At 35.2% G+C, this 17,525-nt stretch carries 16 protein-coding genes; 2 read left to right on the plus strand and 14 right to left on the minus strand.

What is annotated here, in order from left to right; all coding sequences use genetic code 11:
- Positions 1–232: 232 nt before the first annotated feature.
- From DM800_RS11790 to DM800_RS29165, 9 genes are all read right to left on the minus strand, one after another.
- The gene (locus DM800_RS11790) at positions 233–2,533 is read right to left on the minus strand and encodes an NEAT domain-containing leucine-rich repeat protein (RefSeq protein ID WP_147786882.1); all 2,301 of its coding nucleotides are present in this window, start codon (positions 2,531–2,533) and stop codon (positions 233–235) included.
- A 429-nt stretch (positions 2,534–2,962) separates the two neighbouring features.
- A complete protein-coding gene (locus DM800_RS11795; RefSeq protein WP_147786883.1) occupies positions 2,963–3,745 on the minus strand; it encodes a DeoR/GlpR family DNA-binding transcription regulator in 783 nt (260 codons plus the stop codon).
- 40 nt (positions 3,746–3,785) lie between these two features.
- Positions 3,786–4,970 (minus strand): saccharopine dehydrogenase family protein, encoded by a 1,185-nt coding sequence (locus DM800_RS11800; RefSeq protein WP_087984806.1) that lies wholly within the window; start codon positions 4,968–4,970, stop codon positions 3,786–3,788.
- The gene (phnW, locus tag DM800_RS11805; protein ID WP_087984805.1) at positions 4,967–6,064 is read right to left on the minus strand and encodes a 2-aminoethylphosphonate--pyruvate transaminase; all 1,098 of its coding nucleotides are present in this window, start codon (positions 6,062–6,064) and stop codon (positions 4,967–4,969) included. Before phnW ends, DM800_RS11800 begins: the two co-directional genes overlap by 4 nt.
- Positions 6,065–6,079: 15 nt before the next feature.
- Positions 6,080–6,874, minus strand: a complete 795-nt coding sequence (gene phnX, locus DM800_RS11810; protein ID WP_147786884.1) for a phosphonoacetaldehyde hydrolase — start codon at positions 6,872–6,874, stop codon at positions 6,080–6,082.
- Positions 6,875–6,895: 21 nt separating this feature from the next.
- Positions 6,896–8,653: a putative 2-aminoethylphosphonate ABC transporter permease subunit gene (locus DM800_RS11815; RefSeq protein ID WP_060489478.1), complete on the minus strand. Its 1,758-nt coding sequence runs from the start codon at positions 8,651–8,653 to the stop codon at positions 6,896–6,898.
- Entirely contained in the window at positions 8,654–9,655 is a 1,002-nt protein-coding gene (locus tag DM800_RS11820; protein WP_137034923.1) for a putative 2-aminoethylphosphonate ABC transporter ATP-binding protein, read from the minus strand.
- A 20-nt stretch (positions 9,656–9,675) separates the two neighbouring features.
- Positions 9,676–10,752, minus strand: a complete 1,077-nt coding sequence (locus tag DM800_RS11825; RefSeq protein WP_147786885.1) for a putative 2-aminoethylphosphonate ABC transporter substrate-binding protein — start codon at positions 10,750–10,752, stop codon at positions 9,676–9,678.
- A 228-nt stretch (positions 10,753–10,980) separates the two neighbouring features.
- Positions 10,981–11,133 carry a hypothetical protein gene (locus DM800_RS29165; protein WP_000240799.1) on the minus strand — a complete coding sequence of 51 codons (153 nt, stop codon included), beginning with the start codon at positions 11,131–11,133 and terminating at the stop codon, positions 10,981–10,983.
- Positions 11,134–11,278: 145 nt separating this feature from the next.
- On the opposite strand from DM800_RS29165, the gene DM800_RS11835 reads away from it, so the two are divergent.
- Positions 11,279–11,614, plus strand: a complete 336-nt coding sequence (locus tag DM800_RS11835) for a DUF3905 domain-containing protein (protein WP_000725963.1) — start codon at positions 11,279–11,281, stop codon at positions 11,612–11,614.
- A 38-nt stretch (positions 11,615–11,652) separates the two neighbouring features.
- Here the strand turns inward: DM800_RS11835 and DM800_RS11840 are convergent, their stop codons facing one another.
- From DM800_RS11840 to phaR, 5 genes are all read right to left on the minus strand, one after another.
- Positions 11,653–13,002: a TrkH family potassium uptake protein gene (locus DM800_RS11840; RefSeq protein WP_087984801.1), complete on the minus strand. Its 1,350-nt coding sequence runs from the start codon at positions 13,000–13,002 to the stop codon at positions 11,653–11,655.
- A gap of 23 nt (positions 13,003–13,025) precedes the next feature.
- Entirely contained in the window at positions 13,026–14,219 is a 1,194-nt protein-coding gene (locus tag DM800_RS11845; RefSeq protein WP_087984800.1) for an NAD(P)/FAD-dependent oxidoreductase, read from the minus strand.
- A gap of 94 nt (positions 14,220–14,313) precedes the next feature.
- Positions 14,314–15,399 carry a class III poly(R)-hydroxyalkanoic acid synthase subunit PhaC gene (phaC, locus tag DM800_RS11850; protein WP_087984799.1) on the minus strand — a complete coding sequence of 362 codons (1,086 nt, stop codon included), beginning with the start codon at positions 15,397–15,399 and terminating at the stop codon, positions 14,314–14,316.
- Positions 15,400–15,481: 82 nt separating this feature from the next.
- Positions 15,482–16,225 carry an acetoacetyl-CoA reductase gene (locus DM800_RS11855; RefSeq protein ID WP_000250411.1) on the minus strand — a complete coding sequence of 248 codons (744 nt, stop codon included), beginning with the start codon at positions 16,223–16,225 and terminating at the stop codon, positions 15,482–15,484.
- A 153-nt stretch (positions 16,226–16,378) separates the two neighbouring features.
- Positions 16,379–16,861 carry a polyhydroxyalkanoic acid synthase subunit PhaR gene (gene phaR, locus DM800_RS11860; RefSeq protein ID WP_000566954.1) on the minus strand — a complete coding sequence of 161 codons (483 nt, stop codon included), beginning with the start codon at positions 16,859–16,861 and terminating at the stop codon, positions 16,379–16,381.
- Positions 16,862–17,060: 199 nt separating this feature from the next.
- Between phaR and phaQ the strand changes: the two genes are divergently transcribed.
- A complete protein-coding gene (gene phaQ, locus DM800_RS11865) occupies positions 17,061–17,513 on the plus strand; it encodes a poly-beta-hydroxybutyrate-responsive repressor (RefSeq protein WP_000903018.1) in 453 nt (150 codons plus the stop codon).
- Positions 17,514–17,525: the final 12 nt, after the last annotated feature.

Below are 17,525 nucleotides of genomic sequence, written 5' to 3' on the forward strand. Positions count from 1 at the left end.
ATAATATTTATATAATGTTCGAATCCTTTCTATGTAAAAGGAGTATTTTTTGATTATTCTAAAAATTAATTGAATTATCACATGATAACGCCTTTTTGTCAATATAGTTTCATAGCTCTTCTTTAAAATGGGCCATCCATATATCTATACTTCTGTCTATTCCCTATTTCATTTTGTACATAAAAAATACGTTATTCTTTTTAAATCAAAGAATAACGTATTTTCTCATCTTTTATTTCTTTATTGCGTTATATAAAAACTGTGCATATTGTTCACGTGTTACGAAATCATCACCTAAAAAGTTTCCTTTTCCATCACCTTTTGATATATTATTATCCGCTAAAGCTTTCACATAGCCTTCTGCCCAATGACCTTTTGGCACATCAGTAAAGCTCTCTACACTCTTTTCATTTCCCTTTAACTGAAATACTTTTTGTAATACTACTGACATTTCGTATCGAGTTAATACTCCATCTGGACGGAACTCCCCAGTACCATCTCCTTGCATAATTCCAGCTTGCGCAACTGTGGCAATCTCTTGCTCAAACATATGCCCTTTCGTATCTGTAAATCTCTCTTTCTGCTCTACTTTATTTTCTAATTTCAAGTACCTTTGTACTAAAGACGCAACTTGTCCACGAGTAATACGATCCCCAAATCCAAATTGTCCATTTCCATATCCCTTGAAAATATTTTCTTTCGCTAAATAATGAATTGCTTCTTCTGACCAATGTCCTTTTGGTACATCTTTAAATTCTACTACTTCTACTTTTTCATCTTCTTTAGAAGTATTGTTTTCTTTAGAATTGTTGTCCCCTTTACTTTCTACTACATTTTGAATTACAGATCCTGTAAAGAAAATACCTGTATCTGCAAATGGATCTTTCACTCCAAATTCATATACTTTCTCACCTGGTGTACTCCATTTCACTACACCATTACTATACATACCACCATCACTCTTCAGACGGATTTTTGTAGATACCTCGCCGTCTTTTTCGTATATAGGTACTTTTACTTCTTTATTTACTTCTGTATCCTCTAGAAAGACTTTTTGGTTTTGAACATTAATATAAGCCTTCTTACTTAGTTCTATTACTGGTCTAACATCGCGGATTTCATTTGCAACAAAACTTAAATATACTAACTTATTCAACTTACTAACTGGCGATAAGTCTGAAATATAATTTGCTTCTAAATCAAGTTTTTGTAAGTTTACTAGATTTGATAATGGAGTAATATCCTTTAACTCATTATTAGGTACATCTAATTCTGTAAGCTGAGTCATTTTAGCAAGTGGTGTCACATCTTCAATTTGATTTTTACCGATAAATAATTTATTTAATTGATTCATTTGATCAATACCCGATAAATCTTTAACTTTATTACGCGTTAATACTAAATCTTTTAAAGGTAATGAATATAACGGTTTAATATCTTCAATTTGATTACCTGCTAAAGTTAAGTATGTTACATTTTTCAACGCGCTTAATGGAGCAACATTCGTAATTTTATTATTTGCTAAATTCAAGTAATCTAGTTGTTCCATTTTCGCTAATGCTGTTACGTCTTCTATTTGGTTGCCTGATAGATATAAACTTTTTACATTTTTCATTTCAACGAGTGGTGCAACGTTTGTAATTTTATTATTACTCAAATCAAGAGATGCTAAATTATCCATCTTAACAAGTGGTGTTACATCTGAAAATTCATTACCACGCAAAGCTAAATGATTTAATTGCTTTAAATTCGCAAAGAACGACGGATCTGTTATCTTCGCATTCGCAACTGTTAAAGATTTTAAATTTGGCATATATTTTAATGCACTATAATCAAGAATCTCATTCGTGTTTAAAAACAAGTCCTTTACTTGTAATAACTCCTCTTTCGTAATTGGTGTATTTAAATCTTTTCTATTAAATACTTTTTTATTAACAAGTTCTCTTAATTTGTTATCTGTTATCATATTTTGACTATCAACTGGATGATCCGTTTCCGTATTGCCTGAATTAGAATTATCATCTGGTTTCTCTTTTTCTTTGTCACCTACAGTTGGATCTTTAATTTCAAATTGAACTTGATATTTGTGATCATATCCGATGGCCGGAATAAGTATATGCATTTGCATATTATGCTTCTTCTCAAATTCGCCAATTTCAAATTGGACCACTTTCGTTCCATTTTTCCTCTTATCTTCTGATAAAACTTTCACATCTTGAAATACACCAGGTTGGTTTTTATCCTCTATTCTAAGATATTGAAAATAATCGCTATCTTGTATTGTTACAGTAACGATTTTTTTCCCATCTTCAATTGCTAATTTAGGATTTTTTATGTACTGAGAAACCATAGATGGCTCATCTTTTTGATCCTTATATATTTTAATCTCAGTATCGTATGTACGTTCACTAGCTGCTGCCACCGACTGGTTTGCTTCAGCTTTTAGTGCTGCTAATGCTGGAGTAGAGTATGTAGCAAATGGAATTGCTAATGTTGTGGCTACTACTAGCGCCTTAATATAACTTTTTTTCAAAATAATATCCCCTATCATATATAATTTTCATAATTGATAAATGTTATCAATTATCTACAAATAAATGATAATGAATATCATTATCATTGTCAATGGTAATATTACACTAAGTTTATATTTCCAAAGATAAAAAATAAAAAACCCTTTAATCAAAGGGCCTTTTTACCTAGCGTATGAAGAATTTCACTTTTTTCTTTTTCATTAATAAAACCAATTTTTTGCAAAATATTTGCATACAATACAAGTTTATTATATATCCGTTCTGACATGCTTCTCCCTTCTTTCCTTCGACCAACTTTTTTTGTATTGGTAAATTATATGAAAGAGATGAGAAAATGTGTCCACTTTTTGCATACATACAAATCTTTTATCCCGCTATTTGCGGACAGTAAAACTCCCACCTCAAAAACAGGTGGGAGTTCAATTTATTTAGCAAATTGTCCATTGAATATTATGATTTTTGACTTCCGCTTCAAAACTATAGGGCATTTTCTTATCACAAATTACATGTTGAATACGTGAAAATGCTGCTATTCGATAATTTCCTTTTACCCCTACTTTTGTATGATCACATAAAATATATGTTTTCTCCGCTAATTTCAGCATCGCTTCTGACAGTTTCGCCTTTTCTAATTCAAAACTAGAAACCCCAAAACCAGGTAACAATCCATCAATCGAAACGAATGCTTTATGAAAATGAAATTGCTGGATTACTTGCTGCGAAATAGAACCTGACACACGTGAATGCTTTGGAGATACTTTTCCACCAATAAATAAAACTTCACCGTGAAACATCTTTTTATTAATAGAAGAAATTAATTGTGTAGCTACTGGAAATGAACTTGTTACAATCGTTAAATTTTTACGATGAACAAGATATGGCACCATTTGAAGTGGTGTACTTCCATCATCAATCGCAATCACATCCCCATCTTCCACAAACGTTGCTGCTTTATACCCAATTCTCTTCTTCTCTTCTATATGCAGCATCTCTCGTTCTAACATTGGTGCCTCTATTCCAGCTCCCGGAAGTTGGACGGCTCCACCATACACTTTCTTCAACTTCTTTTCACGATCCAATTCTTCTAAATAACGACGAATCGTCTCTGTTGATACAGCAAACTCTCTCGCTAACTCTGAAACTTTTACTTTCCCTTTAAACTCTACCTTCTCAAGAATGGTTCGCTTTCTTTCTTCACCTACTACAGACATAGCTTCACCCCATTGATTTCTACCTCATACACTGCCTTACTTATACAAAGTTATAACTTTCTTTTTCAGTTAAAATTTCTTCATGAATATGAATACCACGCTTTTTTAGTTCATCAAAAATAATTTGTGGATTTACAAAAGCTTCCTCAGGTGTCACAACACCAACTTTATTTACATTCCCATTTGCGATTAACTCTGTAGCAATCCCAAATGGAATACCGACGTTTCTCGTATAAGCTCTTAATTTTTCCCACCCTACAACAGAACCATCAGATAACGGGTGTGTATGATATAATATGTGCCTTTGTTTCTCATTATTTTTCATACCTATTACTTCTACATGAAGTGCATAACCGTAAATTTCTGTTTCTTTCCCTTCTTTCGATTGCAATAAATACTTCGAAATACAATCCATAATACCAATTTCTTTCCCATTTATGTCAACCAGATCATTACGCAATATACCATAATCATATAAAGCACGTACGAGCTGCATATTTTGCTTTGGCCAAGTTCCTCTCGTCTCTATCAGTTTGACGCCTTTATTTTCTAGTGCTTTTGCTAACGTAATCGTTTCAGAATGCGGTATTATATACTGCGTTGCCTTACCATAAGGCGCCGGTAATTCAATTTCTCTTGGACGCGCAAACGGAGGTACTTGCTTAAACTCACCATCTTCATATACTGTACGCGATGGTAAATGTGGATCATATTCATATGTCGTTGTTTCTGTAATTGATGCAGAAAAAGCAATTGGACGGTACGAGCCATGACTTACACGTACTGACTCTACAGTATCTAGCTGATTTGCTGCATGCATTGCCATCATTTGCGTTACACCTGGCGTCATACCAAAACCGGGTAAACACGTTTTTTCATTTTGAGCAAATATAGAATGAGATTCATTTTCTTCACCAAATCCATTCAAATTCACACCGTGACAACCCGCTTCTGCAATACATCGAGTAGACAATCCATTTAACTTAATTGTCGTACCGTCCATTACAATGTCATAACCTTTCATTTTTGCAACCGTATCCTCGTGATTCGTTACATCTACTTTCACAAAATCAACACGAGGATCGTTGAGCCATTCTACTACTTTCAGGCCCTCTTCTTCATTAAAATCAGCTACTGTAATCACCTCAAAAGATGAAAATTGCACTAAATCTAAAATTGCTTCACGACAAATTTTACCTGCTCCACCTAAGCAAAATACTTTCAACCTATAACAACTCCTTTAGCGATACTATCAACTAAGCGATGGATATCTGCCTCATGTACATCACCGATATTTCCAATGCGGAATGTATCTACTTTTGAAATTTTACCTGGATAAATAACAAACCCATCGCACTTTAATTCATTATATAACTGCCCAAAATCAAACCCCTCTTCTGGATAAATGAAGGATGTAATAATAGGCGATTGATATTTTTCATCTACTAGTGGCTTAAATCCGATTTCTCTCATTCTATTCACTAATATTTTTTGATTGTTATAATATCGATTGTAACGCGCTTCTACTCCGCCCTCTTTTTCTAATTCAAGTAGTGCTTGATAAAAAGCGTGTACAACATGTGTAGGTGACGTAAAACGCCATTTCCCATTTTGATTTTCCATCGTTTCCCACTGATCAAATAAATCTAATGATAATGAACGTGCCTGCCCTTTACATTTCACCAATTCATCGCGCTTTGCAATAACAAAGCCGAATCCAGGAACCCCTTGAATACATTTATTCGCACTACTAATTAGAAAGTCAATTTGCAACTCAGCGATATTTATTTCAATACCACCAAAACTACTCATTGCATCAACTAGTGTTACTTTTCCGTATTGCTTCCCTAATTTACATACATCTACAATTGGATTGATAATACCTGTTGTTGTTTCACAATGAACAACTGCAATATGTGTAATCTCTTTATCTCGTTGCAATATCTTTTCTACCTCTGCAATATTAGTAGGCTCCCACTCTTCTGTTTGACTGACCACGACATCTATATGTAACAGCTCTGCCATTTGTACAATTCGCTTACCGTACGCACCATTTGTACATACGAGCAGCTTTCCATTTTTAGGAACGACAGATCCAATCACTGCTTCAACTGAAAACGTACCGCTTCCTTGCATGAGAACAGTTGTATATGTCTCTTCTTCCTTCGTTGCTAACGATACAAGCTTAGCTCTTACCTCTTGTACCATTTTGTTATATTCAGCATCCCACGTACACCAATCGTATAACATAACTTCTTTTACTGTTTTGGTTGTTGTTAATGGTCCAGGCGTTAATAATAAATAGTGATTTTCAGTCATGATCCTATTCCCCTTTTATGAAATAATAAGTTCTTGTTTCTCGATATGTTCCATTACGTTTTCGAGTTCCTGCATCGTTTCTATCGTAAAGTGCGCCCCATTTTCAACGAAACGATTGCGAACTACTTCTATTTTTTCACGAAGTTCTACCGGATCCATATTCTCCACTTCCTCTTCAGTTAAGCCGAGTTCGCTACTGCCGAGAATTACACCCACTGTCCACATACCAGCATTTCTTCCCTCTTTCATATCTGATACCGTGTCTCCAACTTTTATCATATGATTCATTGGATATACACCAAGCTCCATCGCATTTTTATAGCACATCCACGGATACGGACGACCTGCTGGAACATCATCTGGTGTTACAAGAAAATCAGGTTTATACCCTTGTAGTGCTGCTTCTTTTGCTACAATGTCCATCATTTCTCTCGTATAACCAGTCGTTGAACCAATTTTAATTCCTCTTTCACGTAAAGAAGCAATCACTTCTTTTACTCCATTAATCGGCGACGCATAGCGCGGTAAAATAGTGAAGAGAATCTTTTCGAATTCTTCATACATCTCCTGAATGTCTGCTTCTGTTGGTAATTGTCCGAAAATATGATTCCACTCACTCGCAATACGAGGCATCTCTGTTAATGCCCTAACATGATTAATTTTCAATAATCCCATTGGCTTACGGGCTTCTTCTGCAGTAATTGCAACACCGCGTTTATGGAAAATCTCCATAAATACTTCCAGTGGTGCAAAACATCCGTAATCAACTGTTGTACCTGCCCAATCAAAAATAACTGCTTCTACTTTCATCCAATCCATCACCCTTCTTATTTATCTTTTTTGCCATTGTGACGTTCGGTTACGAAGTGCTTTCGTTCCCCATTCATATACAACTCTCACTACAATATTTGTAACAACAATAAGTACACTCATTGCAGCTGCTGGTGCTACATTTCCTGCATCATCCATATTTACAATTGATACGGCAGCTAGTTTAAAATCAGCTGCATACAGGAATACAACTGCTGAGACAGTTACCATTGAATTTACGAAGTAGTACATTACCATTTCTAAAATGGCTGGTAAACACATCGGTACCGTAACTCGAAAGAATGTTTTATAAAACGGTATCCCCATCGACTGTGAAACAAGTTCAAACTCTCGGTCCAATTTCTTTAAAGCTGTCGTTGCCGTAACAAATGTTACAGAATAAAAATGAATGATATTGACTAGTACTAGCACAGCAATTGTTCCGTATAGAGAATGGAACGGGTTCGTTACGGAAAGTCCAAAGATTTGTATTGTTGGTTGACTAAAGAAGAAGACGTAGCCTAACCCAAGTACTAAACCTGGTATCGCTAAAGGGACGATAGAGAAAAAGTAACCTGCTTTTCGGAAAAATTGTAGCTGATCTATTTTCTCAATCGCATAAGCGAACATAAATGTTAAAACCGCTCCAATAACCGCAGTAATTGCTGAAACAATTACGCTATTTTTAAATGCTTCAAGTCCATCTCCTGTTAAACTGGAAAAATTAAAATGCTCAAATGTAAAGCTCATATTATATGGCCATACTTTCACACTTGCAGCAATACCAACTGCCACAAATAATAGAATGATCATAAGCGTTACTACGCTACAATATACGAACGAAATAACATCTCGTTTCTTATTATTTATTATTCTGTAAGGTACTGATTTGGAAGATAAGAGATTCGCCTGCTTTCTTTGCGTAATACGATCAACTGCAAAGGCAAATATAGCTGGGATTAATAAAATCATTCCAACAGTTGCACCCATCGGCATATTTTGCTGCCCAATTACTTGCTTATATACGTCAGTAGCAAGTACATTATATTGCCCACCAACAATTTTTGGTGCCCCAAAATCAGTGAAACTAAGTGTAAACACAACGAACATCGCACTAATTAATCCGTACTTTACACTAGGTAAAGTAACAGTGAAAAATTGCTTTGTTTTACTCGCTCCTAACATATTAGAAGCTTCATATAAACGATAATCAGAGCCTTGAAAAGCAATTAATAATATAAGAAATGCTTGTGGAAATGTATACATGACTTCAGCCATTACAATTCCTACTGGTCCATATAAAGGGATTTGTATCCCTTCAAACAAACCAAACATTCCTTTCGTTACTAACCCTTGATTACCAAATAAATATGTAAGTGCGATACCATGCATCATCGTTGGTGCGAATAATGGTAACAACGCAATATATTGAAATACACGCTTTCCAAACACATTCGTACGAGCGATCGCATAGGCGTAAGCGAAAGCGAGTGTTACTGCAATAATTGTTGTCGCACCCGAAATCCATATCGTATTTTGTAATGATTGAACTAGCGTTGGTGTTGTGAAATATTTACTGAAATTCGCAACACCAATGAAAGCTCCATCTTTATCATAAAAAGCTTGTGTAAACAATTGTAGTAGAGGTAATACAAGCATGATCAAAAACGCGAGAAGCATACCAATAATTAATAGTCTTTGTATCCACTCTTCTTTACCGATACGTCTCTTAATCTTTTTTTTCGTACTTTCTACCTTGAAATCTTCTAACATCTCCATCTATACAATGACCTTCTTTCCATATGACAACATATGATTTTCTGAGAAAGAGATTTGAATCGGCTTTCCTTTTCTAATTGCGGTTGCTTCTACTTCTGATGCCAATATATCCACTACAATTTTCTCGTTATAAAGATGTGTTTTTTCTTCTACGACCCGCACTTCCGTCCGATATACAGATCCGCGAAATTCCATGCTTTCCACAACCGTTTTAATACCATCCTTTTGTACAACTGTTACATGCTCAGGACGAATTGCATGTTCTTCATTGTTTTTCGAAAAGAAATTAATAGAACCAATAAAATCTGCCACAAATGGATTGGCTGGTCTTTGATAAATCTCCTCTGGTGTGCCAATCTGCATAATTTCCGCATGATTCATTACAACAATTTTATCGGCCATCGTTAATGCCTCTTCTTGATCATGCGTAACCATAATAGTTGTTACTCCTACTTTTTCTTGCAAATCACGCATTTCTCTACGTAACTTTTCACGCACTTTTGCATCTAAAGCAGATAATGGCTCATCGAGTAACAAAATATCTGGAGACAGAGCGAGCGCACGTGCAAGTGCTACTCGCTGCTGTTGTCCACCAGACATTTGAGCAGGATATCTATCTTTTACATTCAGCAAATCTACAAGTTCTAACGCCTCTAGCGCTTTCTCTTTTACTTCTGCTTTTCCATATTTTTTTGTCTTTAAGCCATATTCAATGTTTTCAAGTGCTGTTAAATTCGGAAATAATGCATACGATTGAAACACCATTCCGAAATTCCTCTTTCCAGGAGGTAATGCTGTAATATCTTTTCCATCCACAGCGATACTACCTGTTGTTGCCTCTTCTAGCCCTGCTAAAATTCGAAGCAATGTTGTTTTCCCACAACCACTTGGGCCTAATAAACATACAAACTCATTTTTTTTCACAGTAAAAGAAATATCTTTTAACGCTGTAAATGCATCAAACTGTTTTTGAATGTGTTGAATTGATAAATATTCGCTCATTTTTTCTCTCTCCCACTCACTTACTTTTTCGCTTCTGCTTTTTGGCCAAACTCTTTTTCCCATTTTTCTAAAATTTTGTCACGATTTTCTGCTGCCCATTTAAAGTCATTCTTTTTGTATAACTTTTCTGTCACATCTTTAGGGAATCCATCTGGAAGTTTATAATCATTTTTAATTGTCGCGAATCCATTTTTCTCGAAGTATAACTTCATTACATCATCAGTAATTGCCCAATCTAAAAATGCTTGCGCTATTTTCTCATTTTTTGCATTATCTTTTTTAATAAGTGCGTTCGCTTCTACTTCCCAACCTAACCCTTCTTTCGGCAATACAACTTCAACTGGTGCACCTTTTTGTTTCTCTTTCAAAGCACTATAAACCATTGATACGCCAACTGGATATTCACCTGCGCCTGCTAATTTCGCTGGTTTTGAACCTGAATGAGTATAAGTTGCCATATTATCATGAAGTTTCTTCATGTAATCCCAGCCTTTATCTTCACCCATAATTTGTAACCATGCAGAAACTGTTAAAAATCCTGTTCCAGAAGAAGCTGGATGTGGCATAACAAGCGTTCCTTTATATTCTGGTTTCGTTAAGTCTTCGTAAGATTCTGGCATCGGTAAATTTTTCTTCTTTAATTCTTCTTTATTTATAGCAATCCCCGTCATAAATGCCGTATTACCTACCCATTTTTCTGGTTGCTTATCATCTTTAAATTGCGGAAGAACACGATCCGCTCCTTTTGGAGAGTATCCTTTTAACATATCTTTTTTATCTAAAGCTAATAGACTAGACGCTGCTGTTCCCCATACAACATCTGCTTGTGTATTTTTTCCTTCAGCTAGCAATTTCGCTGTAATAACTCCAGTTGAATCACGAACAATGTTCAGTTTCACATCTGGATATTTCTTTTTAAAAGAATCAAGATAAATTGGTACAAGTTCTTCTTCAATCGCTGTGTAAACAGTTAATGATCCAGATAATTTATCATCCTTTACTTTTGCCCCAGCACTTTCTTCTTTCTTTGCACCACACCCCATTAATAACGAAAATACCATTCCAGTTGCTACAGCTTTAAAGATTGTTTTTTTCACTGTCTCTCTCTCCTTTTATAAATCTTATGTACAACTCTAATATAAACAACTAGTGTAAAAGCAGTATTAAACCAACATTAATCTTTTGTTTGTTGTTTGTTTTTGTGTAATACGTTGCTACTTCTATGTTTTTTCGCATTTTTCTGCTAATAATGAACACTAAATTTACAAATAATTAAAAAAACCTTTATAATCCCACAAAAAAATGAGGCGTTTGTAAAAAACGCCTCATTTTTGTTTACCTTTTTTTGAATTACGATTTGCATACTTCGCGCTATTTTCTCCTTCATACTCTAATGCAAATTCTGCATCTGGTAAGCTTTCTTTCGGAGTTTTATTATTGTTGATTGCCGCATTTTGTTTCACTTTTCTTTTTACCAATACATTCACCTGCTCTCAAGAATTCACTTTCTACTCTAGTTTGAAACAACATTAAATAATTATTACTGGCAAGTGTTAACAAGTACATAAAGCCGCTAGATGGAAATACTACCTATGAAAAAACATTAGAAAAGGGGCGATTATTTTGAAGAAGAAAGATAAAATCCAGTCACCAATTTTAGATGAAACGCTCCCGCATCAAATGAATTTCCCATCTTTTAAAGGAACAGGAAAGAAGATGCAACAACCTTTCATAAATCAATATGACGTCGTAATCGGAGACAGTAAATATGATTCCGAGAATAGTCCACTTCACAATTGGACTGATGAAGTAGACCCTGCCATTATGGCTGGAGAAGAATGGATTCATCCTACAAATGATATTGGGTGGATTTCAGAAGAAAATCAAGAGTTGCTAAAAAAAGAAGTGGATAATAAGAATGAGGCTTTTATGCATCCGCAATTTGGCATTAACGACTAAAAAACCATTCTACCTCACATAGGTAGAATGGTTTCATACTATCCAATAATAATTCTCTCTTTCGGGTATTTATAGCGAGGTGGCTGTTCTCTTCCCCCACTAGCCAGTATAAATGTTAAAATACCGACACGCCCAATAAACATAAGTACAATGAGTACAAGTTTACCAACAGTTGTTAAATCTGACGTAATACCTGTCGATAGCCCTGTCGTTCCGAAAGCAGAACACACTTCAACAATTAAACTCATAAGCGGTACATTTTCCGTAATAGATAAAATAAAGAGTGCTGTGGCACATAATAAAATCCCCATCGTCATAACGACAGATGCTTTTAGCACGTCTTCTTCATGTAACTGACGTTTGAAGACTCTAACCGTTCTTCCGCCTCTTGCAAAAGTGTATAGCGATAATATACTAACAGCAAATGTTGTTGTACGTATTCCGCCCCCAACCGAACTTGGAGATGCCCCTATAAACATTAATATACTCATAAATAAAAGCGTCGATTGTGACAATTCACGTATATCCATTGTAGCAAGTCCACCGCTTCGCGTCGTCACAGATTGGAATAATGTATAGAAAACTGTTTCATGCCATGACTTTCCTGCTAAAAATTGATTTCGTTCTAGTAAAAAAATCATAATGGTTCCAACGATAACGAGGGCAAAAAATGTTGTTGTCGTCAATTTTGTAAATAACGAAAAGCGGAATAGTTGCTGTCGCCTTTTACTAAAGAATTGCTTTATTTCCATTAACACCGGGAAGCCAATCGCTCCTAAAACAATAAGTAACATATGAATCATTTGCACAATATAATCTTTTTTGTACGGAATTAGTGATTGTCCAGTTAAATCAAATCCGCCGTTCGTGGTTGCACTAACAGCGGCAAAGAAACCGTGAAAATAAGCTTCTTGCCAAGTCGGAAAATAAAGTAGAAATCTTGTACCTAATAGTATCGCTCCAATAAGTTCTATCGAAATAATTACAATTAAAATAGAACGCATCAATTCTACAAGGCCTGATAAATTCCCTTGATTATGGTCTGCCATAATGAGTCTTCTTCTCTGCAAACCGATCTTTTTCCCCGTTATAATCCAAACAAACGTACCAAGTGCCATAATTCCTAAGCCGCCTAATTGTAAAATAAGGGCTAACATAATAATTCCTGCCGTAGTAAATGTATCTGAAATCGTAACAACAGACAGTCCCGTAACACTTACCGCACTAACAGATGTAAAGAGGGCATCGATAAATGTCCATTTCACACCAGACTTCGTAACAAACGGGAAACTAAGCAATATCACCGATACAACTACTGCTAATAAATAAAATAAAACAATGAGTTGTACAGGACGTAATTTTTGTAAAAACTTTTTTATATCTCTCATTCCATCACTTCGCTACCTTTTTTCTATCGATTAAATAAAGAAAAATCTTCACTTTCTTTATTTGTAAATAACTGCTCAAATAATTTGGCAAATACCATTCCATACACAGTTCCATTACCTCCATATGGCAATGCGTAAAATAAATTATGTATCTTTTTGTCTTCTTTTAAAATAGGGAGACCATCATGACTACCTCCAAATGCTGCCGCCCAATAGTACTCTGCCTGTATATTCTTATACTGCGGGAACATCTCTTTTACAATGTTAATAAGGATATCACGCTTATGCAATAATTTCGTATCACCAATTGTTTGAATTTGCATCACTTCATCTAATCCGCCTACAATAATACGGTTTTGATACGTTCGAAAATATAAGTAAGGCCGTGCTGTTTCCCAAATTAATGATCGTTCATGCCAGCCTTCAAATGAATCTACCTTATTTGTCACCACTGCATATGATGTTTCCACTGTTGTATTTTTTTCTTTCTTTTCGAAAAGTGCTTCATAACCTGTCGCCATAATAATATTCTTTGCTACAATTTGATTTCCTGTTTTCGTGTAACAAATTAAATCATTTTGGCGTTTTTTTATATGTATGGCCTCTGTATGCTCAAGTATAGTAGCTCCCATTTGATTTGCTTTATGCAAAAGGCTATGCGCTAATAAATACGGATTCACTTCGGCATCACCATGCGTATATAACGCTGCTTGTTTTATAAATGAATACTTCTTCTTCATATGTGAATCGGTAAAATATTCAACCGGGAATCCATAATGGCGTAACGTATTATATTCTTCTTGTAAAAACGATACATCCTCATTTCTACTTGCATAATACAAACTACTTCGCGGAATAAACTGGGGATCAATATCGAGAGTCGGTACAACTTGCTCCATTGTTCGTAGCGCTTCGTAACAAAGCTTATATGCTCGTACCCCTTTTTTTTCACCAAATGTATGGATAAGTGAGGTTAGCGATTTATCATGAAGAAATTGTAGTAAACCTGTATTAGCAGCTGTGCTACCACATGCGATTGCTCGTTTTTCAATGAGCGTAACACGCATTCCAATTTTCGCTAACGAATACGCTATATGAGCACCTGCTTCTCCGCTTCCGACTACAAGCACATCACATATCATATCATTTTCTAATGATGGATAACAAGGTATAGAAACTCCTGTATTCCAAAACAACTTACCAGTCATAAGTTTCATAATTATACTCCTAAAATATAAATTTCTCCTTTCTATCTTTTGTTATTTCCCATAAAAAAATCCAACTAACATACGCTAGTTGGATTTTTTATTTTTAATTAGAACGCTCCTCCAGCCAATTTCCAACCGTCGGATATGTTTGTTTTACCGCTGTTCCACCGTAAACGATCGACATATGTCCCGTTGGTAAACATACATATTGTTTATCTTTGCTAGAAATATGTTCTAGCAAAGCTTCTACTTGGCATGGCAGGGCGATATGATCACGTTTCGCAGAAATATTTAAGACATTCGCCTTAATATTTGCAAGGTCTACCTTTTGTCCACGAATAACGAGTTCACCTTTCACTAATTTATTATTTTGATAAAAATCACGAATCCATTGTCTATACGATTCACCCGGGAATGGAATACCGTCACCAACCCACTTTTGAACTAATTTCCAGCTTTCGACGAAGCGCTCATTTTCTGAACGATCAAGTAAAGCGACATATGGACCTACAAAGTTTGTAATTGGTTTTAACATCTTATTTCCGAAATCAATCATTTCTGGCGGAATATTTCCGAATGTATCAACCGCTTTATCTAAATTGAAGTATTTCTCATCTAATAAAGGACCGTATAATCCTGTTTCAGAGAAATCAAAAGGACTTGTCATAAAGATTAAGTTGCGAATTGGCATGTGCGGATGAAGTGCTGCATAAATAGAAGTTAGCGTTCCACCCATGCAATAACCAAGTAAAGAAATCTCGTCCGATTTCGCAGTTCTCATTACTTTCTTCACTGCTTTTGCAATATAATCAAACACGAAATCATCAAATTTCAAATGACTATCTTCTAAACCAAATGTGCCCCAATCAAGCATATACACATCAAAACCACGATCTACTAAATATTCCACTAAACTATTTCCTGGAGTTAAATCCATAATATACGGTTTATTAATAAGCGCGTATATTAATAGGATTGGAACTCTCTGTGTTTTTTCTTGTTTTGGAATGTAACGATACAGCTTCGTTTTATTCTTCGTCCAAATAACTTCTTTTGGTGTTAAACCAACTTGTGGTTCTGGTTCGCGCAATAAAACTTCGCTCGCTCTTTTCACACGGCGATATGCTTTACGATATTCTTCTGGGTACAACTCCAATTGCTTTTCCCATTCCGTTACGAATGTAGTCATTTTTCTATCTCCTTTTCGGTAGATTTATTTCTAAAAAAAGAAGTGCATTCCTGCTATGGATATGCACTTTTTTCTCGATTCATTACATGTATAATCCACCGTTAATGTTTAATTGCTGACCTGTGATATATGCACCGTCACGGCATAGGTATACTACACCTTTTGCAATTTCATCAGCTTGACCAAAACGTTTTTTCGGGATTTTCGCAACGATTTTTTGACGTACTTCTTCTGGTACTTCTGCTACCATTTCAGTATCAATAAATCCTGGGCAAATTGCGTTTACAGTTACATTTGTTTTTGCAAGCTCTAATGCTAATGATTTTGTAAATCCTAACATACCTGCTTTTGCTGCAGAGTAGTTTGTTTGTCCAAATCCACCAGCTTGGCCAATAATAGAAGAAATACTAATGATTCTTCCTTCTTCTGCTTCCGATATGTATGGAAGTACCGCGCTTGTTGTATTAAATACACTGCTCAAGTTCACGTCAATTACGCGCTCCCAATCTTCACGATTTAATTTTTTGAATGTACGATCTCTTGTAATACCAGCATTATTAACAAGAATATCAACTTTACCAAAATGATTCACAGCTTCTTCTACAAGTCTGTTTGCATCTTCTACTTTCGAAACATCCGCTTGAACTGCATAAACGTCATGTCCTTCTTTTCCTAATTCATTTACTAAGTTTTCAGCTGCTTCTTTACTGCTGTTATAGTTAATAACTACTTTTGCTCCCTCTTGTGCTAATGCTACTGTAATTGCTTTTCCAATTCCTTTTGCCCCACCTGTTACGATTGCTACTTTGCCATTTAATTGAACCATTTCTTTTCCCCCTTAAATGAATTTGTGAACGATTGTTATGAATCATTTTGGTACTCATATTAATAGAGTCCATATATTAATTATGTTTCGTTGTTTATACATGAAAAAGAGATTCTCCCTTTCCCTTTTACACGTTATAAACAAACGCTATTATCATTTTTTATTTTCTGGCTTATTCGCAGGTTTTACTTCTTCTTTTGCAGGTACTTGTAGTTTCGCTAGTACTGCATTTTGCTTTTCTAGTAACTCTAAAATTTGATCAACTTTCGTTTCTAGCGTGCGAATATCTTGTTTTACTTTCGTAACATCACGCTTTAATGTAGGAGCTTGTCCTAATGAATCCACTTTCTCTTCTAGAATTTCCTCAATGTTATCAACTTTATTTTCTAAATTGATAACAAGCGTAGCTACTCTAGCGATATCCTCTCTCGTCGGCACATTCACCTGTTCTAAATAATTTTTTGTCGTATCATTTAATGCTTTTTGATAAAACAAATTCAAATCTAGAACGCTGCCCATCCAAGCAGAATATTCTTCTGTTTTAATTGTTTCATTGAGCGCTTTTCCCCAAAATGTTTCGGTTTGTTCATAAGCATTTTTCCATGCTTGCAATGGATCGAATTTTTGATCAATCACTTCGCCTACACTCCCTTTTTCGTTTTTGAAACAATTCAACCTATTCACTATTTTCTAATATTCTGAATAAAACTTCAAGTCTATATTTTATTTTTCTTTATTTTCCGATAAATGTGTTGACATTAAAAACAGATAGGTGTAAATTGCACTTATAAGCAAAAAAATTCCATCTAACTGATTCATGAGGTGATGCACAATCATGCTACATAATGAACCAGAACACCCAGAAAGTTTGGAAAAAAACCAAGCGAAACAACCAAACTCCATGCCCAAAAACTTCTTAGTTCCTTTCTTACTTCTCTGTCTAAAAGACTGGAGTCTTCATGGTTACAAACTCATTCAAATGCTAATGGACATCGGCTTTTCTTCTGTTGACCAAGGTAATGTGTATAGAACATTGCGCAAGTTAGAAAAAGAAAATCTCATTTCTTCCACTTGGGATACAAGTGAAGGCGGGCCAGCGAAACGAATTTATTCTTTAACAGAATATGGAGAGCAATATTTAACAACATGTGCAACTTCTTTTGAACATTATCAAAATATGTTGCGGACGTTTTTTACGTTATACACCAATGCGTTCTTTCCATTTTCTACTTCTCCAGAAAAGGATGAAAAGGATTCTTCATCTTCACCTGGTGGTACAGCAGAGTAATCTGCGTTCACA

The organism is Bacillus sp. AY18-3 (assembly GCF_008042305.1).
GTDB classification, from domain to species: domain Bacteria; phylum Bacillota; class Bacilli; order Bacillales; family Bacillaceae_G; genus Bacillus_A; species Bacillus_A wiedmannii.